The sequence below is a fragment of the Aggregatibacter actinomycetemcomitans genome (assembly GCF_003130205.1).
GTDB classification, from domain to species: Bacteria; Pseudomonadota; Gammaproteobacteria; order Enterobacterales; family Pasteurellaceae; genus Aggregatibacter; species Aggregatibacter actinomycetemcomitans_A.
This window is the reverse complement of the sequence record NZ_NRDF01000013.1, coordinates 29,111-54,628: the sequence shown is the minus strand read 5'-3', so window position 1 is coordinate 54,628 and position 25,518 is coordinate 29,111. Positions and strand designations below refer to the sequence as shown.

Genomic DNA, 25,518 nt, shown 5'->3' with positions numbered 1-25,518 from the left:
TCCTATTTTTAAATATCTAAATCTAAAACGAATCTCTAAGTGCCCACACAGTTTGTCTGATTGATTGTTAAAGAACAAAAAACGACGCGCTGTCTATAAAAAACTACAACGGCGCGTCGTTGTGCCGGCGTATTATAGGCTTTTATGCCCGCCTTGCAACCCCTTTTTGCGATTTTTTTGTAAAAATCTTTTTGAATGGTTATTTTTTGTCAAATTTCTCCCGAAACTTCACTGTCAACATTTAATAAGCTCAGCGTTTCAAATCCTAAAGACCGAATTAAATTTGGTAAACCATCTTCTTGTGCGAGCATTTTGGTGCAAAACACTTGATTATTTGTTTGATTATTTGACCGCACTTTTACGTCACTAAGTAAGGATTCTACCCGCTTTGCAATGGCGGCACCCGAATCAATAAAATAGGTGACTTGCGGCAAACATTGCTGAATCTCTGATTTTATCAGAGGGAAATGCGTACATCCCAGCACCACACAATCTAAATCACTCATTGTAACCCACGTTAGCACTTCAGATTTAATTTCATTTAAATCAATAGGATAACCATGCAGTTTACGTTCAGCCAATTCCACCAACTTCGTACTACCAATTTTTTCCACACGGCAATCGATGGCATATTTATCAATCAAATCAGATAAATATTTTCGCTTTACCGTTCCTTTGGTGGCAAGTAATCCGATATGCTTCGTGGTTGTTTTCGCTGCTGCCGGTTTAATCGCCGGTACGGTACCGACTATCGGGACGGAAAAATGTTCGCGCAATGCGGGCAATACGACGGTGCTTGCCGTATTACAGGCGATAACAATAAGATCCGGAAGATATATCTGATCTATGTGTTGGCAGATTTTTAACGTACGTTCGATGATCTTTTCTTCAGGCTTCTCGGAATAAGGAAAGTAGGCGTTATCAAAGCAATACAAATAGTGATAGTCAGACAAAAGTTGTTTAACCTCACGATAAACACTAAAGCCGCCGACGCCGGAATCAAAAAAAAGAATTGTGGGTTTTGTTTGAATGTCCATAATCAGTTTAATGGAAAAATTTGCGTCATTTTATTCGCTTATGAGGCGGTTCTCAAGGAAAAGCTCGCTGATTAACAGTGGCATGTTTTGGACTAAAAACAAGGAACGACGGGCATATAATCCGCTTTGAGGATCTTGCGCCCATTGAATGAGTTGTCTGTTTGGTGCTTGTTGAAATAACCATTCTCCAATAGGCTTGTTACCGAGTGTTGATAAGTCTTGATAATGGGCTAATAACGCCTTGGGGATAAGCGTGCGGGCTTCGACCCAAGGGATTCCATCGCCAAATAGCAAAACTTCCCGACACCAATAGGCTTCTGTCGGCAAAAGTGCGGTCTCATTTTCAAATGTTTTTTCTATCCATTTTTCTGACCGCACTTTCACGTCAAATCGCGTACAAGCCCGCTTTAATTTAACGGTCAGCGATTGTTTATCAAACAACCAGCATTGAACTGAAGGCGGCAGTTGCTTCGCCTGTGACGCATCTTCCGCCAACCAATGCAGCCGGGCAAAAATAGAATCAGGCATTGCTATAAATCTCACGATTATTTAGCCAGCGACGAATCAACAAGTCTGCCATTTGTGGATATTTTTCTATAAGTTGTTTTGCATAAAATTGCACTGTCGGCAGCATTTTACGATCACGCATGAGATTCGCCACTTTAAATTCAGTAATCCCTGTTTGTTTCGTCCCTAGCACTTCCCCGGGCCCGCGGATTTCCAGATCTTTTTCCGAAATCACGAAGCCATCCTGCGTGTCGCGCATGACTTGTAAGCGTTTTTGCGAAATTTTGCCGAGCGGCGGTTTATACATCAACACACAAAAAGAGGCAGTACTGCCACGCCCGACCCGCCCGCGTAACTGATGGAGCTGGGACAAGCCCAGGCGCTCGGCGTTTTCAATAATCATTAAACTGGCGTTCGGCACATCCACGCCCACTTCAATCACCGTCGTAGCAACCAATAAATCCAATTCGGCAAGTTTAAACTGCGCCATCACCGCTTGTTTTTCATTCGGTTTCATTCGCCCGTGTACCAAGCCGATACGTAAGTGCGGTAGAATTTTACGGAGATCTTCCGCCACCGCTTCCGCCGCCTGCGCCTCCAATACTTCCGATTCATCAATCAGGGTACAAACCCAATAAGCCTGCCGTTTTTCCTGCGTACACGCCACATTCACCCGTTCGATAATGTCTGCGCGACGATCTTCGGAAATTGCAATGGTGGTAATCGGCGTGCGCCCCGGTGGCAATTCGTCGATAATCGAGGTATCCAAATCCGCATATACGGTCATAGCAAGCGTACGCGGAATCGGTGTGGCGGTCATGATTAACTGGTGAGGATATACGCCCGCCTGATTGCCTTTTTCCCGTAGCATGAGTCGTTGGTGCACGCCGAAACGGTGCTGTTCGTCAACAATCACCAAGCTCAAACGATGAAATTCCACCTCTTCCTGAAATAACGCGTGCGTTCCCACCACCATTTGTACCGCACCACTTTTTATTTTCTCTAACTCGGCAACCCGTTGTTTGCCTTTGACTTTTCCTGCCAGCCAACCCACTTGAATGCCAAGCGGTTCAAACCAACGGCGGAAGTTCACGGCGTGCTGTTCCGCTAAGATTTCCGTCGGCGCCATCAATGCCACCTGTTTACCGTTATCAATGGCGAGCAGTGCCGCTAACGCCGCCACTAAGGTTTTACCGGAACCGACATCCCCCTGTACCAAGCGCATCATCGGGTAAGATTGCGCCACATCCCGTTCAATATCTTCCGTCACACGCAACTGTGCATTTGTCGGCTGAAACGGCAACTGCGCCAAAAAACGCTGTTTTAAATCCGATTGATAATGCAGAGGTTCGGCAAAATTCGCTTGAATTCCTGACCGCACTTTTTGCATCGCCAGGTTATATGCCAGCAATTCTTCAAAAATCAGTCGTTGCTGGGCAGGATGTTTACCTTCTTCCAAGGTACTCAGCGACACATCGGGAGGCGGATTATGCAGGAACTGAATAGCGGATTTCAAATCAAAAGGGTGCGGATTACATTCTGTCGGCAACAATTCGGCTAAAGGCGTTTTATCCAACACCAGCAGGGCTTGCGCAATTAATTTTCGCAAAGCGGTTTGTTTCAATCCTTCCGTAGCGGGATAAATAGGCGTGAGGGTTTCTGCCAAAACCAGCGGTTTATTGTCATGAATAATTTGATATTCGGGATGATGGATTTCCGCCATGAAACGCCCACGACGCACCTCGCCGAATGCCTTCACCCGCGCACCGGGTTGCAAGCTGTTTTTCATGCCGGCGTTAAAATTAAAAAAGCGCAGCGCCAATTTGGAGGTGCCGTCGGAAAGATAAACCATCAGCATCGGTCGGCGCCCGAATTGCACTTCGCTACTTTGCACGATACCTTCAATGGTGGCGTAATGCTCTGCCTGCAAATCGGCGATGGGCGTGATGCGGGTACGATCTTCATAGCGAAGCGGAAGGTGAAATAACAGATCTTGTAGGTTAAAAATCCCCAATTTACCTAACTTTTCCGCCACAGCCGCACCGACACCGGAAATTGCCGTTAACGGAATCGCATCTAATAATTGGGAGCTCATTTTATTGATTAATATTGCGCTCAATGCTGATTAATTCAGGCATTGATTTGATTTTGCGAATGATGTGCGCGAGGTGTTTTTTGTCTTTGACCATTAACAGCACGATAATCTGATATAAACGACCTTCCTGCTCTTCCGTCCAAATGCTCTGAATATTGCTGTCCATCGCGGAAATGGTTGACATCAAATGCGGTAACGTACCTTGCTGATTGATCATTTCAATACGCAATTCGGCTTCAAACTCAATTTGCGTGTCGCTTTTTTCCCAATCAACGGACATATAATTTTTCGGGTTATTTTCACGATCTTTTAAATTCGAGCAGGCTTCATGATGAATCACCAACCCCTTGCCAGGGCTGGCATAAGCGATGATCGGATCGCCCGGCACCGGATGACAACATTGTGCAAAGGTGGTTAATAAACCGCCGTTACCGCTGATTTCCAACGGTCCGTGATTATCAGGATTGCCATCCGTATCAATTTCAATGGCTTCACCCAACAAACGGTGCGCAATGACGGTGCTCATTTGGTTACCCAGACCGATTTCCATAAACAAGTCGTTTAAGCTCGCTAATTTCAGATCCGTCAGGACATTTTGGGTATATTCAAAATTGAGTTCTTCCAATTTTAACGGACTTAACGCGTGCGCCAATTGGCGTTTACCGGATTCGATGGCTTCGTCACGGCGTAAGTCTTTTAAAGCGTGGCGAATGCTGGAACGGGCTTTGGCGGTCACCACGAAATTAAGCCACGCCACATTAGGTTTAGCATTCGGCGAGGTTAAAATATCAATGGTTTGACCGGACTCTAAGGCTTGTGATAAGGGATAAGGTTTACGATCCACATTGGCTGCGACACAATTTCTGCCTACATCCGTATGTACCGCATAGGCAAAATCCACCGGCGTTGCGCCTTTCGGTAATTCCACAATACGCCCTTTCGGCGTAAACACATAAATTTCTTTCGGGAAAAATTCGGATTTTACGCTTTCGATAAATTCAAAAGAATTACCGGCACTTTGTTGTAGTTCGATTAAACTTTGCAGCCAGCGTTGCGCTTTAATTTGTGCCGGCGTGCTATCGTTGCGACCGCCCTGTTTATACGCCCAATGCGCCGCAACCCCCATTTCCGCCATTTGATCCATTCCTTCGGTACGAATTTGTACTTCCACCGGCACGCCGTGCGGACCAATCATAGACGTATGTAAAGACTGGTAGCCGTTGGCTTTCGGCACGGCAATATAATCTTTTACCCGCCCCGGGCGCGGTTTATAAAGGCTGTGCATTTGCCCAAGCACGCGATAGCAGGTATCCACATTGTTCACCACGGTGCGGAACGCGTAAATATCCATAATGGAATGAAACTGCTGATCTTTTAAGCGCATTTTTTGGTAGATGGCATACAAATGCTTTTCACGCCCGAATACCCGCGCCTGAATACCCACATCCTGCAAACGTCCTTTAATCTCGTCGGAAATACGTTCGATCATGTCTTTACGATTGCCGCGCGCAATTTGTACGACTTTTTGCAACACGGCATAACGTTGCGGATACATGGCTTCAAAACCAAGATCTTCCAGTTCATTTTTGATGTGCTCAATCCCCAAGCGATGCGCTAACGGTGCATAAATTTCCAGGGTTTCTTTGGCGATACGACGACGTTTATCGGGACGTAATGCGCTGAGGGTGCGCATATTGTGGGTTCGGTCGGCAAGTTTGATGAGAACCACGCGAATATCCTTGGTCATGGCAAGGATCATTTTACGGAAGTTTGCCACTTCCGCTTCTTGACGGGTTCTGAATTTGAGTTTGTCGAGTTTTGAAACACCTTCAACGATTTCCGCGACACTGGCGCCGAATTCGGCTTTCAGTTGTTCTTCCGTGTAAGGCGTGTCTTCAATGACGTCATGTAATAAAGCGGCCATAACCGCTTCATGATCCAATCGCATTTCGGCGATGATAGAAGCGACCGCGACCGGGTGGGTGATATAAGGTTCACCGCTGGAGCGTGATTGCCCTTCGTGCGCATCGCGGGCAATCACAAATGCACGTTTAACCAATTCAATTTGTTCAGGCGGTAAATATGCCTGGATAATATGATGTAAACCTTCGAATAAATACAAAACACACCCGACCGACTAAAAAACGTTTTAAATTTTTACCGCACTTTACTCGGATAACAAAGAAACGGTGTTCACTTCCACTCTTTCGTGCGCCAAATGTTCATGACGATCCTGCGCATCTAAAATTTCGTTATTAATTAAACCTTTTTCAATTTCACGCAACGCGATAACGGTCGGTTTATCATTATCTTCCGGCACTAAAGGTTCACGCGTATGTAGCTGCAATTGTCTTGCGCGACGGGCAGCGGTTAAAATTAAATCAAAACGGTTACCAATTTTTTCTACTGCGTCTTGCACGGTTACACGAGCCATAAATTACTCCAATTTGCTAAATCTGTTTTTGAATTCAATAAAGGGTCAGTATGGTACTAGAATGCAGGTGATTTTTCCAGTAGTTGTTCAATCAAGCCTTGATTTTCTTGCTGCTGATGCGCCAATGTCAATCGCTCGGCACGCAGAATTGCCTGCAAATCCACAAGCGCTTGCTCAAAATTATCGTTGACGATCACATAATCATATTCATCGTAATGAGAAATTTCGCTCATCGCTTTCGCCATTCTGTCGGCAATTACGTCCGCACTGTCCTGCCCGCGTCCGATTAAACGTCTTTCCAATTCATCCAACGACGGCGGCAAAATAAAAATACTTTTAACATTGGGCACTTTTTTACGAATTTGTTGTGCGCCCTGCCAATCAATATCTAAAAAAACATCAATGCCTTTGGCTAAATTTTCTTTAATGGCGAATAAGGAAGTGCCGTAATAATTGCCACCGAAGACTTTAGCATATTCCAGAAACGCATTTTGTTCGATTAAGGTTTCAAATTCCCCGTGAGAAACAAAATAATAATGTACGCCTTCCTGTTCGCCCGGGCGCGACTGTCTGGTGGTGTGGGAAACGGATACCATCATTTGATGGCGATTATTTTGTTTTAACAATGCGGCGATTAATGAGGATTTACCTGCGCCGCTGGGTGCGGAAATGATATATAAATTGCCTTGTAACATAATGTTTCTCTCTAATTAATTTTGCCTATTATGCCCCTAACCCAATAAAAAATCAGCAAAAGTGCGGTCATTTTTTACAGAGTTTTTTCTTCTCCTGCCAATAACATTTTCTCTTCATCCGCTCAGAGACGCATTCTCAAATTAAAGAAAGCGTGTTATAATCTCCCGCAAAATTGGTAGGCGAGGTCATAGCCAACCTAAACCTTTTCGTTTAACTTAAAAATAATAAGGTGAAATCTTATGGCAATTAAAATTGGTATCAATGGTTTCGGTCGTATCGGCCGTATCGTATTCCGTGCAGCTCAACTTCGTGATGACATTGAAGTTGTGGGTATCAACGACTTAATCGACGTTGAATACATGGCGTATATGTTGAAATACGATTCAACTCATGGTCGTTTCGACGGCACAGTTGAAGTGAAAGACGGCAACTTAGTCGTAAACGGTAAAGCGATTCGCGTAACGGCTGAACGTGATCCGGCAAACTTAAACTGGGGTGCAATCGGTGTTGATGTTGCAGTTGAAGCAACCGGTTTATTCTTAACTGACGAAACTGCCCGTAAACACATCACTGCCGGTGCGAAAAAAGTGGTTTTAACCGGTCCTTCCAAAGACAGCACACCAATGTTCGTACGCGGTGTAAACTTTGATACTTATAAAGGTCAAGACATCGTTTCCAACGCTTCTTGTACAACTAACTGCTTAGCACCATTAGCAAAAGTTATCAACGACAAATTCGGTATCAAAGACGGTTTAATGACAACCGTTCACGCTACAACCGCAACACAAAAAACTGTTGACGGTCCATCTGCAAAAGACTGGCGTGGTGGTCGTGGCGCTTCCCAAAACATCATCCCATCTTCAACCGGTGCGGCTAAAGCCGTAGGTAAAGTTATTCCTGCATTAAACGGTAAATTAACCGGTATGGCATTCCGTGTTCCTACTACAAACGTATCCGTTGTTGACTTAACCGTTAACCTTGAAAAACCTGCAACTTATGCAGAAATCTGTGCGGAATTGAAACGCGCTTCCGAAAATGAAATGAAAGGTGTTTTAGGCTACACTGAAGATGCCGTAGTTTCTACCGACTTCAACGGTTGTTCCTTAACTTCCGTATTTGACGCAGCTGCAGGTATCGCATTAACCGATACTTTCGTGAAACTGGTCTCTTGGTATGACAACGAAGCCGGTTATTCTCACAAAGTATTAGACTTAGTTGCACACGTTTACAACTACAAAGGCTAATTCTAAAACCAGAACATGAAAATAGCTCCCGTCTGGGAGCTATTTTTTTATCCGTAAAACCTAAAAAAAAGTGCGGTGCCTTTTCAATGCGTTTTTAAAACGCCAAAACTAACACACCCGAAAGAATTAATCCCGCCCCAATCAATAATTTCATACTCACCGGCTCGCCCAAGATGGTCACGCCTAACACAATGGCAATAACCACGCTGAGCTTATCAATAGGCGCAACCCAAGACGCCGGCGCAAGTTGTAAAGCGCGATAATAGCACAACCAGGAAAGCCCCGTCGCAACCCCGGATAACACAAGGAAAATCACCGGTTTGGTCGCAATATGTTGAGGTAATTGCCATTCATTACGCATGGAAATAATCGCCACAATCACAAATAAAATCACCACCGTACGAATAAATGTCGCTAAATTACTATTCACCCCCTCCACACCTAATTTGCCTAAAATTGCCGTTAATCCGGCAAAAAATGCGGAACCGATCGCAAACCAGACCCAATTCATTTTAATCTCCTCATGTTTCTGCAATATTTCCTTTATAATATACCAACTTTTTCATCCACAACGTTAATCTGTATGGCTATTGTTAATCAATCGACGCTCGTTGCATACAGCGTGCAACAAATGTATCGGCTTATAAATGATTATGAGCGTTATCCAGAATTTTTGCCGGGCTGTGTCGATAGCCACACGTTACATAAAAGTGCGGTGCAATTAACCGGCGAATCGGAAATCAGCAAAGCGGGAATTCGACAAAAGTTTACCACCTGTAATACAATGAAAGAAAATCAATCAATTAGAATGCAATTCGTTGACGGCCCGTTTAAATTTCTGCAAGGTGAATGGAAGCTTACCGATCCGGATGAAAAAAGCTGTCAGATTCAACTTTATTTAGCATTTGAATTTTCAAACCCACCGGTTGGATTTGCCTTCGGTCAGATTTTCACCCATTTAACCAATAAAATGATTGATGCATTTAAACAGCGAGCAAAACAAATTTATGGTTAATAAAATCAATATTCAAATTGCCTATGTGTTTCCTGATCATCATTATCTGAAATCGTTTAGTGTAGATGAAGGCACAATGGTGCAAACCGCCATTTTGCAGTCCGGTATTTTGCAACAATTTACCGACATTGATTTACGCGAAAATAAAATCGGCATTTTCAGCCGTCCCGTGAAATTAACGGATCAGCTGAAAGACGGTGATCGCATTGAAATTTATCGCCCGCTGTTAGCGGATCCGAAAGAAATTCGGCGCAAACGTGCGGAAGAACAGGCAAAGAAAAAATAATAACACTTAATCCAACACATTGAAGGAATGTCTATGAACAAATTTTGTTTACCTCAAAATATTACACCGGAAATTTTTCTACGCGATTACTGGCAGAAAAAACCCTTATTAATTCGCCGCGGTTTACCGGAAATTATCGGTATACTTGAACCGCGCGACATTACCGAATTAGCCAAAACGGAAGAGGCAATCGCACGCTTGATCAAGCAACATTCCGATGATAATTGGGAATTGCGCACCAGTCCGTTATCCAAAGAGGATTTTGATAACCTGCCTGAAAAATGGTCGGTTTTAGTACAAGATATGGAGCAATGGTCGCCGCTATTAGGCAATTTATGGCGCAAATTCGGCTTTATTCCGCAATGGCAACGTGATGACATTATGGTCTCCTTCGCGCCACAAGGCAGTTCTGTTGGCAAACATTATGATGAGTACGATGTCTTTTTGGTGCAGGCTTATGGTCATCGCCGTTGGCAGCTTGGCAAATGGTGCGAACCTACCACAGAATTCAAACCGAACCAACCGATTCGTATTTTTGACGACATGGGCGAACTGATTTTAGACGAAGTGATGGCGCCTGGCGATGTGCTGTACGTGCCTTCCCGCATGGCTCACTACGGCATAGCGCAAGATGACTGCTTAACCGTGTCCTTCGGATTACGTTACCCTAACACGTCGGAATTACTGGAAAATATTGGAAATCACCTTTGCCATCCAAGTCTTGAGCTGAATGAACTGGCAATCCCATTCCGCTTAAGCCCGTCGGAACAAAAAACCGGCGAATTAACCCCGCAAGATACGCAACAAATGAAAGCGTTATTTTTACAACAGCTGGCAAACTCCGCGCAATTCGACGCCTTATTCCAACAAGTGCTTGCAACAACCGTCAGCCGCCGACGCTATGAATTACTGGAAGTCGCCGGTCTTTCCGATCCGGAAGAAGTACTAGAAACCTTCGAACACGGCGGCAGATTGCGTCAAGACAACAATTGCAAACTGGTTTACACCCAAGATCCGTTTCGTATTTATGCTAACGGCGAATGGCTGGATGAATTAACTTACGCCGAAGCGGAGATCTTAAAACAACTTGCCGACGGTCAAACCGTTGATTTTGCATTCTTAACTCGTTTGATCGGCAGTCTGCAAGATCAACAGATTTCCATGGAAGTGTTGGTCGATAGCATTTGCAATTGGCTGGATGACGGTTGGGCGTTGTTAACCGAGTAATCTCATGAGCGACAACATTTACTCAGTCAGCCAATTAAACCAGTCCGTTCGCTTGATGCTGGAAAATCAGCTCGGGCAGGTTTGGCTCAGCGGGGAAATTTCTAACTTCACCCAGCCGGTTTCAGGGCATTGGTATCTAAGTTTAAAAGACGAAAACGCCCAAGTACGCTGCGCTATGTTCCGCATAAAAAACCTGCGTGTGGGCTTTCGTCCGTCTAATGGCATGCAAGTGCTGGTGCGTGCCAATGTCAGTTTGTATGAACCGCGCGGCGATTATCAACTGATTATCGAAAGTATGCACCTTGCCGGTGAAGGTTTGCTGATGCAGCAATTTGAAGCGCTGAAACGCAAATTGGCGGCAGAAGGATTGTTCGCTCAGAATCACAAGAAAAACCTACCGCACTTTAGTAAAGCGGTAGGCATTATTACCTCTAAAACCGGCGCGGCGTTGCAGGATATTTTGCATATTCTGCAACGTCGTGATCCGAGCCTGAAAGTTATTATTTATCCCACTGCCGTACAAGGTAAAGAAGCGGCGGCTGAAATTACGCAAATGATTGAAATTGCCAACCGGCGTCAAGAAGTGGATGTATTAATCGTAGGGCGCGGCGGCGGTTCGCTGGAAGATTTATGGTGCTTTAACGAAGAAATTGTGGCGCGCGCGATTTTTCATTCCGCCACTCCGATCATTAGCGCCGTCGGTCATGAAACCGATATTACCATTGCCGATTTTATCGCCGATTTACGCGCACCGACCCCGTCTGCCGCGGCGGAGCTGGTGAGTCGCGATCAAACGGAATTATTACAGCAGTTGCAATATCGTCAACAACGCATTGAAATCGCTTTGGATCGCATTTTTATCGAGAAGAAACGGCAATTACAGCATCTTTTCTTACGTCTGCAAAACCAACACCCACAAGCGCAACTACGTATTCAACAGCAACTTATCGCCCAATTACGTCATCGCTTGCAGCAAAGTTTGTGCCATCGTTGGCAAAAAACGGCGGAAAATCTGACCGCACTTTCGGCGCGGTTATATAAAAATCCGTTGCCGTTAAAGTTACAGCAACAGGAACAACAGCTGGTGCAACTTAAAGTGCGGTTAAATTCCGAGATGAATTTGAAACTGGGACTACAGCAGAAACAGCTGGCGCATTTATGCGGCAAATTAGACAGCTTGAGTCCGTTGAAGGTGCTGGCGCGTGGCTATTCCATCACACAAAACCAACATAACCGAACCATTACATCAATTCATGCGGTGAACATCGGCGAGCAAATCCAAACGCGTGTTGCCGACGGGATTATCATCAGCCAAATTAATCGGTTAGAGAAGAAATAAGCGGATTATTTTTTATGCTTTGCCAGTGAGCAATGCAAAATTTTGACGTTTTTGCCTTTGTCCTGAAAATATTTTCCCAGTTGTTCGGCGATATAAACGGAGCGGTGTTTGCCGCCCGTACAACCGATAGCAATGGTCAAATAACTGCGGTTATTCTGTTCCAGCGACGGCAGCCAGGTTTCGATATAAGAACGGGTGAGGTAGATAAATTGATGCACCTCATTGTGCTTATTTAAGAATTCCGCCACTTCTTCATCCAAGCCGGTCAGCGGGCGTAACCCCTGGTTCCAATGCGGATTTGGCAGGAATCGCACATCAAACACATAATCTGCGTCTAATGGAATGCCATATTTAAAACCGAAAGATTCCACCACGATTTTCAATTCTTTATCGGAATGCCCGCTCAAAAACTCACGTAATCGCTCCGCTAATTCGTGGGTAGATAAAGGGGCTGTATCAATCAGCAAATTGGCTTGTTGAACTAACGGTTCAAGGTGATTCCGCTCTTCTTCAATGGCAGCTTCTAAAGAAAGATCCTGTGTAGATAACGGGTGCAAACGGCGGGAATCACTATAGCGGCGGATTAATGTGCTGGTATCGGCATCCAAGAAAATAATTTTAACGTTATGTTTCTGCTGCAAATCATTAATCGTATTTTCCAGGATTTGCGGGGAAGTCGGCAGGTTACGAATGTCTAAACTAATGGCAACGGCAGGTTGCCCGGCGGACAAAATCTGAATCAGCTGAGGCAATAAATCCAAAGGAAGATTATCCACACAATAATAGCCCATATCTTCCAAGGCCCTTAATGCAACGGATTTTCCCGCCCCGGAACGACCGCTAATGATAATAATTTCCACAGCACCCCCCACTAACTCGGCTTTTTCGTTAAGTAAAATTACGCTGCGATTCCGTTACATCCTGCTCGGATGACTGTTCCGTAGGAACCGCTTCATTTGCATCGGTTTGATCATAATGAAAAAAAATTTGCAAAATTTCATCCGCACTTTTCGCCGCCCGTAATTGTTTGCACAAAGATTTATCCGTTAAATTTTCCGCTAATTTAGGCAAATATTGAACATACGCGGCACACATATTTTCCGGAATTAACACCGCAAAGATTAAATCCACTTCACGGTGATCCGCTGCCTCATAGTCAATAGGCGAGTCTAATTGAATGAAGACGGCGATAGGTTGGGCTTCTGCCGGCAAACGACCTTTTGGCATTGCCACACCACCACCGAGACCGGAGTTACCCAGTTTTTCACGGCTAAACAAGCACTCAAAACAGCATTGTTCACCGTTTTCCAGCTGCAATTTTTCATCCACAATATGTGCGATTAACTCAAACACACGCTTTTTGCTGGACAAAATCATGCCCTGACGGATACTTTCCGGCGTTAGTAATTCAGTAAATTTCATAAGCTAAAGTTGGAAATCGGCGCCTAAATAAACGTCTTTTACCAATTTGTTGTTCATAATCTCTTGCGGTGTACCGGTAGCGATCATTTTACCGGCGCTCACAATATAAGCGCGTTCACACACATCCAGCGTTTCACGCACATTGTGGTCGGTAATTAATACACCCAAGCCGCGATCGCGCAAGTCTTTAATAATTTTTTTAATATCAATCACCGAGATCGGGTCAACACCGGCGAAAGGTTCATCTAACAAAATAAATTTCGGATTTGCCGCCAACGCACGGGCAATTTCCACCCGACGACGTTCCCCGCCCGACAAAGATTGCCCTAAATTATCACGGATATGACCAATATTAAATTCTTCAATTAACTCATCGGCTCTCTCGCGACGTTGAAGTGCGGTCAAATATTTGCGTATTTCCAGCACCGCCATTAAATTGGCGTACACGCTTAAACGGCGGAAAATGGAGGCTTCCTGTGGCAAATAACCGATGCCTTTTTGCGCGCGATTGTGCATCGGCAACAGGCTGATGTCTTCCTCGTCAATGCGGATTTTGCCTTGATCATGATTGACCAAGCCCACCACCATGTAGAACGTGGTGGTTTTACCGGCGCCGTTCGGCCCTAATAAACCAACGATTTCGCCGGAATTGACGGTTAAACTCACATCGGAAACCACTTGGCGGTTTTTATAACTTTTCGCTAAATTTTCAGCATACAGAATCGCCATGAATTCTATTTCCCTTTTGCATTATTGAGTTGAGCCGGAATTAACACGGTAGTGACGCGTGAACCGGAAGAACCGTTAGCTTTCAGTTGTTGTTTTTTCACATCGTAAGTGATCACATTACCGTTGATTTTGCTATCCAGCTGTTTTAATTCGGCATTACCGGTTAAGGTTAAAAACTCCGTGCCTAAATCATAAAACACTTTATTGGCTTTGCCGTCCACGGGCTTGCCGTCGTCCATCACCTGATGGAATGTCACCGGATTGCCAAACGCCTCAACAGTGTCTTTTTTCTTGGAATTTTCTTCCGGACGGGTGATGATCACTTTATTCGCTTTCACCACGATAGAACCTTGGGTAATGACCACGTTGTCAGTGAATGTCACGACCCGACTGGTCATGTCTAAAGATTGGTTATCGGAAACGATGTTAATGGGCTGATTGGTATCGTCTTTCAATGCAAAAGCGGACAGGGACACCAGCGTTAACACGGAAGCAAGAAAAATGTTATTGCTTACTGATTTCATAATATGTTTTCACCTGTTCTTTTAATGTAGCCACTTGTTGCTGCAAGTTGCCGGTTAATTTTAAGCCTGTGGAATTAAAATTCTGCCCGTTAAGTTTTACCATTTGATCCGAGCTGATGTCCTGCGTTGTCAAATTAACCACCGCACTTTGGGTTTCAATGCGCTGCAAACGGGATTGCGCAGAAAGGCTTTGTGCGATGACATTGCCATCCAGATACAGCATATTGTCTTTGGTCAATCGTGCTTTGTCAGCGCTGAGTTTCCAGCTTTCTTTATCCGTATTCTGAATTTCAATATCCAGCAACAACACGACCGGTTGTTGAAAATCCGTGTGTCCGTCCGAGGTATAATGTTCCACTTTTGCGGAGGTCGCTAAATATTGTTTTTTGCCGGTGGGCGAATACACGGTAGTGCTCATTTTCTGCCCGACATATTCCGGACTATCTGCCGTTTTAATCAGATCTTTCAGACTTCCGTCCTCTTGATTCAGGCTATAAAACCAGGCCAATAAACCCAGCGCAATCACGGCTAAGATAATATTCAAACGAATATTCATATAATACAAATTCCGTTATAACGGTTAATAATAAGGCACAATGATAGCATAATTTTGCTGTAGCGGAGCGAGCAATTTGCGAAAGAGAATCGAGCAATTTGCGAAACAATATTTTCGCAAATTGTATGAATAATTTAATAAAACAACACTACGTAAATTTTACACATGACTAACGACTAATCGCCCTCAAATTTAACGCAGAATCATCATATAAACATAAACAAAAACGACGGGTATTACCCCGCCGTTTTTGTCTGCCTGTTCGGCAGTGAACTTTCAGTAAGAGCTACCATTTTCTAAGCTGCTTATTCAGCAGTTAAGCTTTGTTTGCTTCAACACTGAGCCTTTCAGGCTGCATAAAACCGTCAGATTACTCTGACGGTTTGAATCTTACCCCTTTAACTAATAACGGTCAACCCATTTTTTACCGTCTTCTTTACTTGTGATCTCGTCAACAAGTAACCCATCGCTGTTTAAGCTGTAGATTGTGCCGATTTTGAGGGTTGTGCCTTGGAAGCATTGACGGCGGGAAGCCTCGCGTTTAGCGTCTGCTAAAGTTTGCGCTTTCAATGCTTCGGCTGTTGCGTATGCGTTGATGTTGTTGGTTTCGGTGAAGTAATAAACTACGTTTGTCATTTTTGTATCTCCTGCCGCGCGTTAATCATTTATAAGCTTCGGTGCGGCGTCCCTCTTGCTTACGTGGTTAATATTATATTATATAATATAACTACGCAACCACTATTTTGTAAGTTTTGTGTAAATATTTAAAAGTCGACGGAACATCTCCGCTCTTGATACTCCCTCGGTTTTGCAGATTGCGTCGAATTCATCTACCACCTCCGGGCGGAGTTTGAACAATACCTGTCTATAGTTGTCTTTGCTGTAACTGTTAGCATTTGCGCTAATCGCTTTTTTTGTGTTTTGTGTAAGTCGTTTGTAACCCATTTAAACCGCCTTTTTATCGTTTTGCATATCAAGCCATGCCCATGCAATGCAACGCTCGAAGTCGCCGAAAAATGACAAATGCTCCAAATCTTGGAGCAGAAAATTATCAAATAGTTGCACCGCGCAGAATGGCGTGTGAGGTGCGTCACCTTTGCCGCCGACTAGTGCCCAAGCGACGTTTTTGCGACGAGAGTGATTGCATACGACAAAACGCACTAAATCAACCTGTTTAAAGTCGTCACTCAACCGGCTAATAATAAACTCAATCATTTTGCCATTATACTGACCAGCGCGGCATGAATAATGTGAGTCAACAATACCGCGAAGATCACCTTTAAGCATATCCGAAATCCATGTCTTGAGTATATTAATAGTGTCGTCCGACACCTCACTGCGTGGACTCTTGCGTGCGTGTCCCGTGGTAACTGTAACGTGATACAGATATTTTTCTTTCATTTAATCTCCAATTAAGCCCCTTGCGGGGCTTTGATATTGCCGTTATTAATCCCAATAAGCGCTTTCGGGCAACCAATTATCTAGGATTTTTTGCGCATCCTCAACGCTTCCGCCATCGTCAAGCAGTTTTTTGGCTTTGTCGCCGGCGCGGGCTTTGTCGTAATTTTCAGCGTTGCTATAACTATCCGCTTTAAGATACATTGCCGCGCGTGGGTATTTCACGCATAACTCGTAAATATTTGATTTCGGGAAGTGTGGCATATTTACGCCGTCGTTATACTCATTATCCATTGCTTTTTGGAACTGCTCTTGATAGTAAGCGTGCTCGTTGTATGCTTTTTGTAATTCTTTAATGCCTGGGTACTTAGCTTCTAATTCCACTTCTTTTGTCTTCGCCAATGCTACATATTCAGTTTTCCGGGCTTCATTTTGAGCTTTGTTAAATGCTCTTAAAGTTTTGCAACTTTCGTCGTCTAAAATTGCGATCCCTTTAACTGGAGAGGTAAATTCAAAAGCATCATAATACTCGTCTTTTTTGATTGCGGATCTTCTTTCATCTGTTAAGTTTACTGCATTCTTGATGATATCTTTGCCGCTTACTATTGTCATCACAGTTGCATTGACGGAGCCCACACCTTCAATATCCAGCTGATTAATTTGTTTGTTGATTTTATCCAGCTCATCGGCGTGGATTGATTTAAACAAAAAGCTCTCTTGACCGCGCTTAAGCAGCTCATCACGTTTTGCAATTAGCGCATCCAACTTTTGACGCGCTTCTTCGATGGTTTTGTTATTGGTTTCTACTTGGCTTACTCGCCAACACTGCCAACCAGTCGCTACGCTCAAACGGTTTTACGCGGTAATACCAACGTTTAACCCAAGTTCCGATAATTCTTTTGCACTATAAAAACTTTTAAGCTGTAACATTTCGCCACCTCACTAAAGTATTTGCGAAAATTGGCTTTTTAATTGATTTACTTTTTTCTTCCTAAAAATTTGTTTTTGCTTTTTTTGGGCATAATGGGGGAATACAGTTTCTAATGGTTGATCAATCGCCAAAGCAATAGCTTTAGCAATTCTTTGACTACTTTTCCCTTGCTTAATAGCATTTGATACAGCCTGATAACTAACCCCAAGAGCTTCCGCAATCATTGAGGCATTTAAATTTTTATTCTTTAATGCTTGATAAATTTCTTTTTGGTTCATACAATCCCCTTTCAATAAGTCGACACAACTTATTAAGTAAACTAATTAAGAAAACAAGTTTATTGTATACCAATAATTTTTGGCATGTCAAATAAATTTGTATTTATTTGAGGGTTTTTTATGCAACTAGCAATTACTAGAGAAGATATGGGTATTCGTTTAGTAGAAGAAAGAAGCCGTTTGGGTTATTCACAAGCTAATTTTGCTCACCAAACAGAGGTAAGTCGTGAGACTCTAAGATTAAATGAATTAGGCAAAAGTGGTATTTCAGCAGAATTTTTAGGTCGAGCTGCACAACTAGGTGTTGATGTTCAGTATGTGGTAACAGGCATTAGGTCAGAAACTGAAGAAAATAAATCTGAAAAAACTTCAATCCAAAATTCTAATGTTATCTATGGTGATAAAGGTATTATCAATAGTGGAACAATCAACAATATCAAAACAGAAAAATATACAACTAAAACTAAAGCAGTAGTTCAACCCACAGAAATTCATATCAGCGAACATACAGCTAGAACACTGCAAGATTTAGTAAAAGAAATAGTAGAGCTTGAACAAAAACTCAAAAATAATCCGAAATCCTTTCAAGCAGTTTGGGCTTCTCTTAATAAATACTGCCAAGTTGCAACCTATCGTCTAATTCCAGTTGAAAAAACTGATAAAGCGATTACATATTTAAGAAAATGGATTGGCAGGTTATCATCTTCAAAATCAGCGCCCAAGAAAGTAGGCAATGAATGGCGTACTAAAAAATATTCTTATATAAAAATTAACACTAGAGGAATGTTAGAAAATTGGCTCACAGAGCATCTACTACAGAAATATGGAGTACAAAGTATTACTCAATTAAGCGATTTAGAGTTACAAAAGGTTTATCAATCTGTCGCTTCAAAGAAACGAAAAACTTCAAAGTAAAAGAATTTTTAACTTCAAAGTTATTTTTTATTGAATATAATAACTTTTACTAAAAACCTTTGTTTTTTCATATAGTTAAAAAACATTGAAGTTTAAAACTTCTTTATTTAAAAACTTCATAGTTAAGGCAATTAACTATGAAGTATAATCACCTAATATAAAAGCTTGCTACATCGTTAAAATATTTATTTAAACCGCTTTTAAACGATTTTTAAACGCTTTTTTATTTTCGCATTTTGTTTCGCTTTTTTTTTGCGATTTTTAAAACTTTTCGCATTTTTTATTCTTGTCTATTCTTAAATAAAAAAGGACGCCGTTTTTTCTTGCGCCCTTGTTTTCATTGGTTTTGTTCCACTTATTCCCGCTTGATTCAACATTCTCCCTAGTTTATTCCTTTTTCTCATTTTGTTCGGTGTTTTACATTTGCTGAAAACGATAAAAAAGCAATATAAAGTGCGGTCGCCTTCGCCGACGTTTTTCATAAGAAGATTTCCTTGCCCGCGTCAGGAACATTTCACAAAAAACACAGTCCAAGGACGGGTATTTGAGAGATTAAAAAATGTAATTCTATTTGACATTCATTCGGATTTCATAGAGTATCACAACCCATTTTTATTCATTTAAGGCAATTCAAGCCGTTACCTACCAGTTTTATGAACAAAACGTTAATTGAAGTAAAACACCTTACGTTTAAACGCGGCGAACGGATTATTTACCACGATCTGAATTTGCGCGTTCCCCGCGGCAAAATTACCGCCATTATGGGGCCGTCAGGGATTGGTAAAACCACCCTTTTGAAACTCATCGGCGGTCAGCTGATGCCTTCCGAAGGTGAAATTCTGTTCGACGGGCAAGATATTTGCAAATTATCCAACAGCGAACTTTATGACGTGCGCAAACGCATGGGCATGCTGTTTCAATCCGGCGCATTATTCACCGATATTTCCACCTTTGATAATGTGGCGTTTCCTATTCGCGAGCACACCAATCTGCCGCCGTCGTTGATTCGAAAAATCGTCTTAATGAAACTCGAAGCGGTGGGCTTGCGCGGTGCCGCCGATTTAATGCCTTCCGAACTTTCCGGCGGGATGGCGCGTCGTGCCGCTCTTGCCCGCGCCATTGCGTTGGACCCAGATTTAATCATGTTCGACGAACCCTTTACGGGACAAGATCCCATCAGCATGGGCGTGATTATCAGCTTAATCAAACGGTTAAATGAAGCGCTGAATTTGACTTCCATTGTGGTTTCTCATGATGTGCAGGAAGTGTTAAGCATTGCCGATTACGCTTATATTATTGCCGATCAGCACGTGATCGCCGAAGGTTCATCAGAACAGTTATTGGCAAGCCGGGATCCGCAGGTAAAACAATTTTTACAAGGGCAGGCGGACGGTCCGGTACGTTTTCACTACCCTGCGCCAAATTACATTGAGGAGTTGTTTGAATGCTAACCAATTTAATTTCAGCCTTCGGACGCAACGCCATTAATTTTGCCCGCGCAATGGGTCGCGCAGGCTTTTTGTTGTTCGGCGCGCTTATCGGCAAACCGCAAATTAACAAGCATTTCCCGTTATTAATCAAACAACTCCATGTCCTCGGCGTGCAGTCTTTATTGATTATCATGTTGTCCGGTTTGTTTATCGGCATGGTGTTAGGTTTGCAAGGCTATGTGGTATTGGTGGATTTCTCGGCAGAAACCAGCTTGGGGCAACTCGTGGCGTTATCGCTGCTGCGCGAATTAGGTCCGGTAGTGACCGCACTTTTATTTGCCGGACGCGCCGGTTCCGCATTAACTGCCGAAATCGGCTTAATGAAAGCCACGGAACAATTATCCAGTTTGGAAATGATGGCGGTGGATCCGCTACGTCGGGTTATCGCCCCACGTTTCTGGGCAGGGATCATCGCAATGCCGATTCTTTCCATTATTTTTATCGCCATCGGCATTTGGGGCGGATCCTTAGTGGGCGTGGATTGGAAAGGCGTGGATTCGGGTAGTTTCTGGTCGGTCATGCAAAGCTCCGTCACCTGGAGCCACGACATTCTCAACGGCTTTATTAAAAGCCTGTTCTTCGCCATTGCAGTAGTTTGGATTGCGCTGTTTAACGGCTACGACTGTATTCCGACCTCGGAAGGCATCAGCAAAGCCACCACCAGAACCGTGGTGCACGCGTCATTAGTAGTATTAGGTTTAGACTTCGTACTGACCGCCATTATGTTCGGTGCGAATTAATTTCTGTTTGTAAGGAAACGTTATGCGACAAACAATTAAATATGAATTTTGGGTCGGTTTATTTTTACTCCTCGGCATCGGCTCGCTTGTCTTTTTAGGCTTAAAAGTAGCCAATGTGCAAGGGTTTAGCGAAACAAAATCTTACCGCGTTTATGCAACTTTCGATAATATCGGCGGACTAAAAGTACGCGCCCCGCTTAAAGTGGGCGGCGTTGTGATTGGGCGAGTATCCGAAATTGCTTTGGATCCGCAAACGTATTTACCGAAAGTCACCATCGCCATTAATCAGGAATACAATGAAATTCCGGAAACCAGTTCGTTATCCATCAAAACCTCCGGTTTATTGGGCGAACAATACATTGCACTAAGCATCGGTTTTAATGACGGCGAAATTGCGATGTTGAAAAACGGTGATAAAATTGTCGATACTAAGTCCGCCATAGTACTGGAAGATCTGATCGGACAATTTTTATACGGTGATAAAGGAAAAAAGGTAGCAGAGGAAACAAACGATGCTGCAGAAAGTAAGTAGTTCACTCAACCTAAAAGGAGCAAGAGGGATGTTAAAAATCAAGTTTAAAAACTGGTTAACAAAAACGCTGGTAGTTTTCACCTCACTTTTTGCGATGCAACAGGTCATGGCGGAAGATAACCCGCAAACCTTAACACAACAGGTGTCCGATAAATTATTCAGCGACATTAAAGCGAATCAAAACCGAATCAAACAGGATCCGAACTATTTAAAAACCATCGTACGCCAGGATTTAATGCCGTATGTACACGTTAAATACGCCGGCTCTAAAATTTTAGGGCAAAACTACAAAACCGTTACTCAAGAAGAGCGCGAACGTTATTTCGCTGTATTGGATAAATACATTGAGCAAGTGTATGCGCAAGTATTAACACTCTATACCGACCAAAACATTCAAATCGGCAAGATGAAAGAAGAATCCGGCAGCCTTGCCATCGTGAACGTAAAAGTGGCACAACCAAATAATCAACCACCGTTAAATGTGGATTTTTACTGGTATAAAAACAGCAAAACCGGCCAATGGCAGGTGTATGACATGACCGCCGGCGGTGCCAGCATGGTGAATACCAAACAGCAGGAATGGAGTCCGATTATCCGGAAGCAAGGCTTGGATGCATTGACCGCACAATTACAAAAATCTGCCGACACCCCAATTACATTGAGTAAATAATCAATGCAACCAGTACAAAGTTTACGTTGGGAATCAGACCAAAATGATGATAAGATAACGCTCCGCCTGAAAGGGGAGCTGTCTCGAAACACGTTGTTGCCGCTTTGGCGACAACGTGCTTCTTTTTTATTGGCACAAAAAACGGAAACGCTTGATGTTCATTGGGATTTGTCCCAAGTCAATCGCATTGATTCCGCCGGTTTTGCGTTGCTATGCGATTTTCTGCGACATAACCAAACCTTACTAACAAACGAACGAAAACAAATTTTGCAAAATCCACCGTCCCAATTATTGACACTCGCAGATCTGTTCGGCTTATCGGACTGGATTACGCAATTTAGCAAAACCGATGGAAATAGCTAATGGAAACCCAAGAAATCGAAAGAATCTTAAAAGAAGCACTGAATCTTGATGAAGTGTATGTACAAGGCGAAGACGCACATTACGGTGTCATCGCCGTGAGCGATCAATTTGAAGGGCTTTCTAAAGTCAAACAGCAACAAATGATTTATGCACCGCTCTTAAACCACATTTCCAGCAATGAAATTCATGCACTTTCCATCCGTACTTATACCGTCGAAAAATGGAAACGTGAACGTTTACTTAATCAACCCGCCTAATTCATAGGAAATTATTATGCAAAAATTTCGAGTTTACGGACAATCTTGTTTAAAAGGAACCGTGGAGATTTCCGGTGCGAAAAATGCGGCATTGCCGATTTTATTTGCCGCAATTTTAGCAACGGAACCGGTCACCCTAACTAATGTGCCGGATCTGAAAGATATCGAAACCACGCTGAAAATTTTACGTCAGTTAGGTGTAGTCGTAGAACAAAATGAACCCGGCACGGTTCGTTTGGATGCCTCTAAAATCGATCATTTCATCGCGCCGTACGACTTAGTGAAAACCATGCGCGCTTCCATTTGGGCATTGGCACCATTAGTTGCACGTTTCAATCAAGGTCAGGTTTCTTTACCGGGCGGCTGCTCTATCGGTGCCAGACCGGTAGATTTGCACATTAGCGGCCTAGAACGTCTCGGCGCAAAAATCGCGCTTGAAGACGGTTATGTCAAAGCCTATGTGGACGGGCGTTTAACCGGCACCCGCATCGTGATGGAAAAAGTCAGTGTGGGCGCCACCCTTTCCATTATGATTGCAGCCACCCTGGCAAAAGGCACCACCGTTATCGAAAATGTCGCCCGCGAACCGGAAATTGCCGACACAGCGGAATTCTTAAATAAAATGGGTGCCAAAATCAGCGGTGCGGGATCCGATACCATTACAATCGAAGGCGTAGCACGCTTAACCGGTTGTGAACACAGTATCGTACCGGATCGTATTGAAACCGGGACATTCTTAGTGGCAGCAGCCATTTCCGGCGGTCGCATTGTGTGTAAAAACACCAAAGCCAACACCTTAGACGCGGTGATTGATAAATTACGCGAAGCTGGCGCGCAGGTAGATGTCACCGAAGATATCATTACGTTGGATATGTGGGGCAATCGTCCGAAAGCGGTGAATATTCGTACCGCACCTTATCCGGGCTTTCCAACGGATATGCAAGCACAGTTCACCTTATTAAATATGGTTGCCAACGGCACCAGCATCATCACCGAAACCATTTTTGAAAATCGCTTCATGCACATTCCGGAGTTGATTCGTATGGGCGGTAAAGCGGAAATTGAAGGTAACACCGCCATTTGCCACGGCGTCGCCCATTTATCTGGCGCGGAAGTGATGGCAACGGATTTGCGCGCGTCCATCAGCTTGGTGCTGGCGGGCTGCATTGCCACCGGCGAAACCATTGTGGATCGGATTTATCACATTGATCGCGGTTATGAACGCATTGAAGAAAAGCTTCGCAGCTTAGGCGCTCGTATTGAACGTTTTTCGGAAGAAACAGAATAAATTAAAATTACCCAAGAAATCTGTTTATAATTGTTTTTATCTTTCGAATTATTATTAATTGTAGTTGGGGTTATAATATTCATTTAGTAGATATAGCCTTGGTAAAATTGAAAGTTCCTTATTTATTTTTGTGTTGGAGGATAAATGAAAATATTTAAGTAAATTTATAGTGGGTGGAAATCGTAGCTGTAAGAAATGGGACTATTACTGGCGCAGTTAGTTAGAGGAGATTTGCCAATTAAAGCTTCTTTGTATCTTATATTGGAATTTTAATCATTTTGTTGTTCTAACCAAAATTACTAAAAATTATGCAACTATTCATGATCCCGCGATAGGTAAAAGAAAAGTTTCTATAAAACAATTATCCAATTCATTTACAGGTGTTACTTTAGAGATATGGTCTGAAGTTAAATTTAAGAAAGGAAAGTCAGAAAGTCAGAAAAAATCAGCTTATATGAAATCTTAAAACATATCTCGGGAGTTAAAGGAGAGTTAATTAAGGTATTTTCACTCTCTATACTAATTGAGTTAGTTGGACTATTGATGCTGGTAAGAACAAAACTCGTAATGGATCATGTAATGAGCTCGAAAAATAAATCATTACTCTTTATAATTTGCTTGGGGCTTCTCTTATTCACATTTTTTCACTTCATCAGTCAGTATGCTAAAGGCATAGATTTCTTTGAAAGTGGATTATTTAATTAATTTTCAATAGACTGCAAGTTTCTTTTCCCACTTATTAAAGTTACAAAATTATCGTTCAAAAATTACTATGATTTTACAAGAGGATAAATTCTTTTCAGGCTCAATAATTGAGAATATTGTCAGCTTTGAAGATCAATATGATCCGGAATTTGCTATTAAGTGTGCAAAATTAGCTAAGATTCATAATGAAATTATGAAAATGCCAATGAATTACGAAACTCGTTTAGGAGAACTAGGAAATAACCTTTCCGGGGGCCAACGCCAAAGGTTATTTATCGCTCGTGCTCTATACAAAAGACTGTATATTTTATTTATGGATGAAGCGACTAGCTACTTAGATGAGAAAAATGAAAAAGCAATTAACATCTCAATTTCCCGGTTAAATATTACTCGGGTTATAGTAGCTCACAGACAATCTACTATTGACTCAGCAGACTATTATGTTGAACTGGATAAACTAAATAAAAATTCAAAATACACTATAAATCTATAATTAATTTGAATATCTTATTTCAAGCATTTTATTTTTATTACTTATATAAATAGACAGTTCACTTTTAATAAAGATATTCCTAAAAAAAACCGAAAAGAACCCAATAAAGTTAAATAAAATAGCTAGTCCGGGATGTAATGCATTTGATAGTCCAGTATTATAGAACATTGATGAATAATCATTGGTATGAAGTTTATATTTTATCCCATTACTATAAAAATAATGGCTTAATTCATCATAAAGTAAAGAGATATTTTCAACATCGTTAAAAGACACATTATTTCCATTCCTAATTTCATTTAACAAATCTGAATTAATATATTGATACATATAATACCCTCTTAATT

The 25,518-nt window shown here is 42.6% G+C and carries 33 protein-coding genes and 1 pseudogene; 15 read left to right on the top strand and 19 right to left on the bottom strand.

Annotated features, from left to right (window positions below; genetic code table 11):
• Positions 1-209: 209 nt before the first annotated feature.
• Genes murI through gmk form a run of 6 tightly spaced genes read right to left on the bottom strand, consistent with a single transcriptional unit; the run spans position 210 to position 6,768 of the window.
• A complete protein-coding gene (gene murI / locus DK423_RS09025) occupies positions 210-1,037 on the bottom strand; it encodes a glutamate racemase (RefSeq protein WP_005556187.1) in 828 nt (275 codons plus the stop codon).
• A 30-nt stretch (positions 1,038-1,067) separates the two neighbouring features.
• The gene (locus tag DK423_RS09020) at positions 1,068-1,565 is read right to left on the bottom strand and encodes a chorismate--pyruvate lyase family protein (protein WP_005556186.1); all 498 of its coding nucleotides are present in this window, start codon (positions 1,563-1,565) and stop codon (positions 1,068-1,070) included.
• Entirely contained in the window at positions 1,558-3,639 is a 2,082-nt protein-coding gene (gene recG / locus DK423_RS09015) for an ATP-dependent DNA helicase RecG (protein ID WP_005556185.1), read from the bottom strand. The genes DK423_RS09020 and recG overlap by 8 nt, the downstream gene beginning before the upstream one ends.
• Position 3,640: 1 nt before the next feature.
• Positions 3,641-5,761, bottom strand: coding sequence for a bifunctional GTP diphosphokinase/guanosine-3',5'-bis pyrophosphate 3'-pyrophosphohydrolase (gene spoT / locus DK423_RS09010; RefSeq protein WP_005556184.1), 2,121 nt, complete (start codon positions 5,759-5,761; stop codon positions 3,641-3,643).
• A gap of 45 nt (positions 5,762-5,806) precedes the next feature.
• Positions 5,807-6,073: a DNA-directed RNA polymerase subunit omega gene (rpoZ, locus tag DK423_RS09005; RefSeq protein WP_005556183.1), complete on the bottom strand. Its 267-nt coding sequence runs from the start codon at positions 6,071-6,073 to the stop codon at positions 5,807-5,809.
• A gap of 56 nt (positions 6,074-6,129) precedes the next feature.
• Positions 6,130-6,768, bottom strand: a complete 639-nt coding sequence (gmk, locus tag DK423_RS09000; RefSeq protein ID WP_005556182.1) for a guanylate kinase — start codon at positions 6,766-6,768, stop codon at positions 6,130-6,132.
• A 240-nt stretch (positions 6,769-7,008) separates the two neighbouring features.
• On the opposite strand from gmk, the gene gap reads away from it, so the two are divergent.
• Positions 7,009-8,013 carry a type I glyceraldehyde-3-phosphate dehydrogenase gene (gap, locus tag DK423_RS08995; RefSeq protein WP_005556181.1) on the top strand — a complete coding sequence of 335 codons (1,005 nt, stop codon included), beginning with the start codon at positions 7,009-7,011 and terminating at the stop codon, positions 8,011-8,013.
• Between the two features lie 94 nt (positions 8,014-8,107).
• On the opposite strand, the gene DK423_RS08990 is transcribed toward gap, so the two are convergent.
• Positions 8,108-8,524 carry an EamA family transporter gene (locus DK423_RS08990; protein ID WP_005556179.1) on the bottom strand — a complete coding sequence of 139 codons (417 nt, stop codon included), beginning with the start codon at positions 8,522-8,524 and terminating at the stop codon, positions 8,108-8,110.
• Between the two features lie 72 nt (positions 8,525-8,596).
• On the opposite strand from DK423_RS08990, the gene DK423_RS08985 reads away from it, so the two are divergent.
• From DK423_RS08985 to xseA, 4 genes are read left to right on the top strand one after another with little or no spacing between them, the layout of a single operon-like run.
• On the top strand, positions 8,597-9,028 hold the full coding sequence (locus DK423_RS08985) for a type II toxin-antitoxin system RatA family toxin (protein ID WP_005556177.1): 432 nt from the start codon (positions 8,597-8,599) through the stop codon (positions 9,026-9,028).
• Positions 9,021-9,314, top strand: a complete 294-nt coding sequence (locus tag DK423_RS08980) for an RnfH family protein (protein ID WP_005556174.1) — start codon at positions 9,021-9,023, stop codon at positions 9,312-9,314. The genes DK423_RS08985 and DK423_RS08980 overlap by 8 nt, the downstream gene beginning before the upstream one ends.
• A gap of 33 nt (positions 9,315-9,347) precedes the next feature.
• The gene (locus DK423_RS08975; RefSeq protein ID WP_061886254.1) at positions 9,348-10,541 is read left to right on the top strand and encodes a ribosomal protein uL16 3-hydroxylase; all 1,194 of its coding nucleotides are present in this window, start codon (positions 9,348-9,350) and stop codon (positions 10,539-10,541) included.
• A 4-nt stretch (positions 10,542-10,545) separates the two neighbouring features.
• Complete coding sequence (xseA, locus tag DK423_RS08970; protein ID WP_061886255.1) at positions 10,546-11,880, top strand: exodeoxyribonuclease VII large subunit; 1,335 nt, start codon at positions 10,546-10,548, stop codon at positions 11,878-11,880.
• Between the two features lie 5 nt (positions 11,881-11,885).
• Here xseA and rapZ read toward each other — a convergent pair whose 3' ends face one another.
• The 10 genes from rapZ to DK423_RS08915 all read right to left on the bottom strand — a co-directional run bounded on the left by rapZ (position 11,886) and on the right by DK423_RS08915 (position 17,718).
• The gene (rapZ, locus tag DK423_RS08965) at positions 11,886-12,740 is read right to left on the bottom strand and encodes an RNase adapter RapZ (RefSeq protein WP_032996540.1); all 855 of its coding nucleotides are present in this window, start codon (positions 12,738-12,740) and stop codon (positions 11,886-11,888) included.
• 28 nt (positions 12,741-12,768) lie between these two features.
• Entirely contained in the window at positions 12,769-13,302 is a 534-nt protein-coding gene (gene ptsN, locus DK423_RS08960; protein ID WP_005556165.1) for a PTS IIA-like nitrogen regulatory protein PtsN, read from the bottom strand.
• A 3-nt stretch (positions 13,303-13,305) separates the two neighbouring features.
• Positions 13,306-14,031, bottom strand: coding sequence for an LPS export ABC transporter ATP-binding protein (gene lptB / locus DK423_RS08955; protein WP_005556163.1), 726 nt, complete (start codon positions 14,029-14,031; stop codon positions 13,306-13,308).
• Between the two features lie 5 nt (positions 14,032-14,036).
• Positions 14,037-14,555: a lipopolysaccharide transport periplasmic protein LptA gene (gene lptA, locus DK423_RS08950; RefSeq protein WP_005556161.1), complete on the bottom strand. Its 519-nt coding sequence runs from the start codon at positions 14,553-14,555 to the stop codon at positions 14,037-14,039.
• Positions 14,536-15,111, bottom strand: a complete 576-nt coding sequence (gene lptC / locus DK423_RS08945) for an LPS export ABC transporter periplasmic protein LptC (protein ID WP_005556159.1) — start codon at positions 15,109-15,111, stop codon at positions 14,536-14,538. Before lptC ends, lptA begins: the two co-directional genes overlap by 20 nt.
• Positions 15,112-15,513: 402 nt before the next feature.
• The gene (locus DK423_RS08940; RefSeq protein WP_005556152.1) at positions 15,514-15,747 is read right to left on the bottom strand and encodes a hypothetical protein; all 234 of its coding nucleotides are present in this window, start codon (positions 15,745-15,747) and stop codon (positions 15,514-15,516) included.
• Between the two features lie 102 nt (positions 15,748-15,849).
• The gene (locus tag DK423_RS08935; RefSeq protein WP_005556151.1) at positions 15,850-16,056 is read right to left on the bottom strand and encodes a ribbon-helix-helix domain-containing protein; all 207 of its coding nucleotides are present in this window, start codon (positions 16,054-16,056) and stop codon (positions 15,850-15,852) included.
• On the bottom strand, positions 16,057-16,512 hold the full coding sequence (locus tag DK423_RS08930; RefSeq protein ID WP_032996535.1) for a hypothetical protein: 456 nt from the start codon (positions 16,510-16,512) through the stop codon (positions 16,057-16,059).
• Between the two features lie 45 nt (positions 16,513-16,557).
• Positions 16,558-17,358 (bottom strand): PTS mannose transporter subunit IIAB, encoded by an 801-nt coding sequence (locus tag DK423_RS11410; RefSeq protein WP_233428327.1) that lies wholly within the window; start codon positions 17,356-17,358, stop codon positions 16,558-16,560.
• A 93-nt stretch (positions 17,359-17,451) separates the two neighbouring features.
• A complete protein-coding gene (locus DK423_RS08915) occupies positions 17,452-17,718 on the bottom strand; it encodes an HTH domain-containing protein (RefSeq protein WP_005556145.1) in 267 nt (88 codons plus the stop codon).
• A gap of 120 nt (positions 17,719-17,838) precedes the next feature.
• Between DK423_RS08915 and DK423_RS08910 the strand changes: the two genes are divergently transcribed.
• Positions 17,839-18,633 carry a helix-turn-helix domain-containing protein gene (locus DK423_RS08910; RefSeq protein WP_061886770.1) on the top strand — a complete coding sequence of 265 codons (795 nt, stop codon included), beginning with the start codon at positions 17,839-17,841 and terminating at the stop codon, positions 18,631-18,633.
• Positions 18,634-18,929: 296 nt separating this feature from the next.
• On the opposite strand, the gene DK423_RS08905 is transcribed toward DK423_RS08910, so the two are convergent.
• Positions 18,930-19,115 carry a hypothetical protein gene (locus tag DK423_RS08905; RefSeq protein WP_032996532.1) on the bottom strand — a complete coding sequence of 62 codons (186 nt, stop codon included), beginning with the start codon at positions 19,113-19,115 and terminating at the stop codon, positions 18,930-18,932.
• Positions 19,116-19,286: 171 nt separating this feature from the next.
• Here DK423_RS08905 and mlaF point away from each other — a divergent pair, with 171 nt between their 5' ends.
• The 9 genes and pseudogenes from mlaF to DK423_RS08860 all read left to right on the top strand — a co-directional run.
• Positions 19,287-20,084: a phospholipid ABC transporter ATP-binding protein MlaF gene (gene mlaF / locus DK423_RS08900; protein ID WP_005556142.1), complete on the top strand. Its 798-nt coding sequence runs from the start codon at positions 19,287-19,289 to the stop codon at positions 20,082-20,084.
• Complete coding sequence (mlaE, locus tag DK423_RS08895; RefSeq protein ID WP_005556140.1) at positions 20,078-20,863, top strand: lipid asymmetry maintenance ABC transporter permease subunit MlaE; 786 nt, start codon at positions 20,078-20,080, stop codon at positions 20,861-20,863. The genes mlaF and mlaE overlap by 7 nt, the downstream gene beginning before the upstream one ends.
• 22 nt (positions 20,864-20,885) lie before the next feature.
• Positions 20,886-21,395 (top strand): outer membrane lipid asymmetry maintenance protein MlaD, encoded by a 510-nt coding sequence (gene mlaD / locus DK423_RS08890; protein ID WP_005556138.1) that lies wholly within the window; start codon positions 20,886-20,888, stop codon positions 21,393-21,395.
• A 28-nt stretch (positions 21,396-21,423) separates the two neighbouring features.
• Positions 21,424-22,065, top strand: a complete 642-nt coding sequence (gene mlaC, locus DK423_RS08885) for a phospholipid-binding protein MlaC (RefSeq protein ID WP_005556136.1) — start codon at positions 21,424-21,426, stop codon at positions 22,063-22,065.
• 3 nt (positions 22,066-22,068) lie between these two features.
• Positions 22,069-22,428 (top strand): STAS domain-containing protein, encoded by a 360-nt coding sequence (locus tag DK423_RS08880; RefSeq protein WP_005556133.1) that lies wholly within the window; start codon positions 22,069-22,071, stop codon positions 22,426-22,428.
• Positions 22,428-22,685, top strand: a complete 258-nt coding sequence (locus tag DK423_RS08875) for a BolA family protein (protein ID WP_005541027.1) — start codon at positions 22,428-22,430, stop codon at positions 22,683-22,685. Before DK423_RS08880 ends, DK423_RS08875 begins: the two co-directional genes overlap by 1 nt.
• Before the next feature lie 16 nt (positions 22,686-22,701).
• A complete protein-coding gene (murA, locus tag DK423_RS08870; protein ID WP_005556131.1) occupies positions 22,702-23,973 on the top strand; it encodes a UDP-N-acetylglucosamine 1-carboxyvinyltransferase in 1,272 nt (423 codons plus the stop codon).
• Between the two features lie 229 nt (positions 23,974-24,202).
• Entirely contained in the window at positions 24,203-24,439 is a 237-nt protein-coding gene (locus DK423_RS11405; protein WP_267895864.1) for a cysteine peptidase family C39 domain-containing protein, read from the top strand.
• A gap of 291 nt (positions 24,440-24,730) precedes the next feature.
• Positions 24,731-25,171: pseudogene (locus tag DK423_RS08860) on the top strand (ATP-binding cassette domain-containing protein); the annotation flags it as partial.
• Here the strand turns inward: DK423_RS08860 and DK423_RS08855 are convergent.
• The gene (locus tag DK423_RS08855) at positions 25,172-25,501 is read right to left on the bottom strand and encodes a hypothetical protein (protein WP_032996530.1); all 330 of its coding nucleotides are present in this window, start codon (positions 25,499-25,501) and stop codon (positions 25,172-25,174) included. It abuts the pseudogene before it with no gap.
• Between the last annotated feature and the right edge of the window lie 17 nt (positions 25,502-25,518).

What these genes read in the sequence shown, in the direction of transcription:
- DK423_RS08980 (WP_005556174.1), top strand. Translation starts at nt 9,021, where the DNA reads ATGGTTAATAAAATCAATATTCAAATTGCCTATGTGTTTCCTGATCAT.
- murA (WP_005556131.1), top strand. Translation starts at nt 22,702, where the DNA reads ATGCAAAAATTTCGAGTTTACGGACAATCTTGTTTAAAAGGAACCGTG.
- DK423_RS08930 (WP_032996535.1), bottom strand. Translation starts at nt 16,512, where the DNA reads ATGAAAGAAAAATATCTGTATCACGTTACAGTTACCACGGGACACGCA.
- xseA (WP_061886255.1), top strand. Translation starts at nt 10,546, where the DNA reads ATGAGCGACAACATTTACTCAGTCAGCCAATTAAACCAGTCCGTTCGC.
- DK423_RS08855 (WP_032996530.1), bottom strand. Translation starts at nt 25,501, where the DNA reads ATGTATCAATATATTAATTCAGATTTGTTAAATGAAATTAGGAATGGA.
- DK423_RS08975 (WP_061886254.1), top strand. Translation starts at nt 9,348, where the DNA reads ATGAACAAATTTTGTTTACCTCAAAATATTACACCGGAAATTTTTCTA.
- recG (WP_005556185.1), bottom strand. Translation starts at nt 3,639, where the DNA reads ATGAGCTCCCAATTATTAGATGCGATTCCGTTAACGGCAATTTCCGGT.
- mlaC (WP_005556136.1), top strand. Translation starts at nt 21,424, where the DNA reads ATGTTAAAAATCAAGTTTAAAAACTGGTTAACAAAAACGCTGGTAGTT.
- murI (WP_005556187.1), bottom strand. Translation starts at nt 1,037, where the DNA reads ATGGACATTCAAACAAAACCCACAATTCTTTTTTTTGATTCCGGCGTC.
- DK423_RS08910 (WP_061886770.1), top strand. Translation starts at nt 17,839, where the DNA reads ATGCAACTAGCAATTACTAGAGAAGATATGGGTATTCGTTTAGTAGAA.
- mlaD (WP_005556138.1), top strand. Translation starts at nt 20,886, where the DNA reads ATGCGACAAACAATTAAATATGAATTTTGGGTCGGTTTATTTTTACTC.
- rpoZ (WP_005556183.1), bottom strand. Translation starts at nt 6,073, where the DNA reads ATGGCTCGTGTAACCGTGCAAGACGCAGTAGAAAAAATTGGTAACCGT.
- gmk (WP_005556182.1), bottom strand. Translation starts at nt 6,768, where the DNA reads ATGTTACAAGGCAATTTATATATCATTTCCGCACCCAGCGGCGCAGGT.
- ptsN (WP_005556165.1), bottom strand. Translation starts at nt 13,302, where the DNA reads ATGAAATTTACTGAATTACTAACGCCGGAAAGTATCCGTCAGGGCATG.
- DK423_RS08880 (WP_005556133.1), top strand. Translation starts at nt 22,069, where the DNA reads ATGCAACCAGTACAAAGTTTACGTTGGGAATCAGACCAAAATGATGAT.
- mlaE (WP_005556140.1), top strand. Translation starts at nt 20,078, where the DNA reads ATGCTAACCAATTTAATTTCAGCCTTCGGACGCAACGCCATTAATTTT.
- DK423_RS08875 (WP_005541027.1), top strand. Translation starts at nt 22,428, where the DNA reads ATGGAAACCCAAGAAATCGAAAGAATCTTAAAAGAAGCACTGAATCTT.
- DK423_RS08940 (WP_005556152.1), bottom strand. Translation starts at nt 15,747, where the DNA reads ATGACAAACGTAGTTTATTACTTCACCGAAACCAACAACATCAACGCA.
- gap (WP_005556181.1), top strand. Translation starts at nt 7,009, where the DNA reads ATGGCAATTAAAATTGGTATCAATGGTTTCGGTCGTATCGGCCGTATC.
- DK423_RS08905 (WP_032996532.1), bottom strand. Translation starts at nt 19,115, where the DNA reads ATGAAAAACGTCGGCGAAGGCGACCGCACTTTATATTGCTTTTTTATC.
- lptB (WP_005556163.1), bottom strand. Translation starts at nt 14,031, where the DNA reads ATGGCGATTCTGTATGCTGAAAATTTAGCGAAAAGTTATAAAAACCGC.
- DK423_RS08985 (WP_005556177.1), top strand. Translation starts at nt 8,597, where the DNA reads ATGGCTATTGTTAATCAATCGACGCTCGTTGCATACAGCGTGCAACAA.
- DK423_RS08990 (WP_005556179.1), bottom strand. Translation starts at nt 8,524, where the DNA reads ATGAATTGGGTCTGGTTTGCGATCGGTTCCGCATTTTTTGCCGGATTA.
- DK423_RS08935 (WP_005556151.1), bottom strand. Translation starts at nt 16,056, where the DNA reads ATGGGTTACAAACGACTTACACAAAACACAAAAAAAGCGATTAGCGCA.
- DK423_RS09020 (WP_005556186.1), bottom strand. Translation starts at nt 1,565, where the DNA reads ATGCCTGATTCTATTTTTGCCCGGCTGCATTGGTTGGCGGAAGATGCG.
- lptC (WP_005556159.1), bottom strand. Translation starts at nt 15,111, where the DNA reads ATGAATATTCGTTTGAATATTATCTTAGCCGTGATTGCGCTGGGTTTA.
- DK423_RS08915 (WP_005556145.1), bottom strand. Translation starts at nt 17,718, where the DNA reads ATGAACCAAAAAGAAATTTATCAAGCATTAAAGAATAAAAATTTAAAT.
- mlaF (WP_005556142.1), top strand. Translation starts at nt 19,287, where the DNA reads ATGAACAAAACGTTAATTGAAGTAAAACACCTTACGTTTAAACGCGGC.
- lptA (WP_005556161.1), bottom strand. Translation starts at nt 14,555, where the DNA reads ATGAAATCAGTAAGCAATAACATTTTTCTTGCTTCCGTGTTAACGCTG.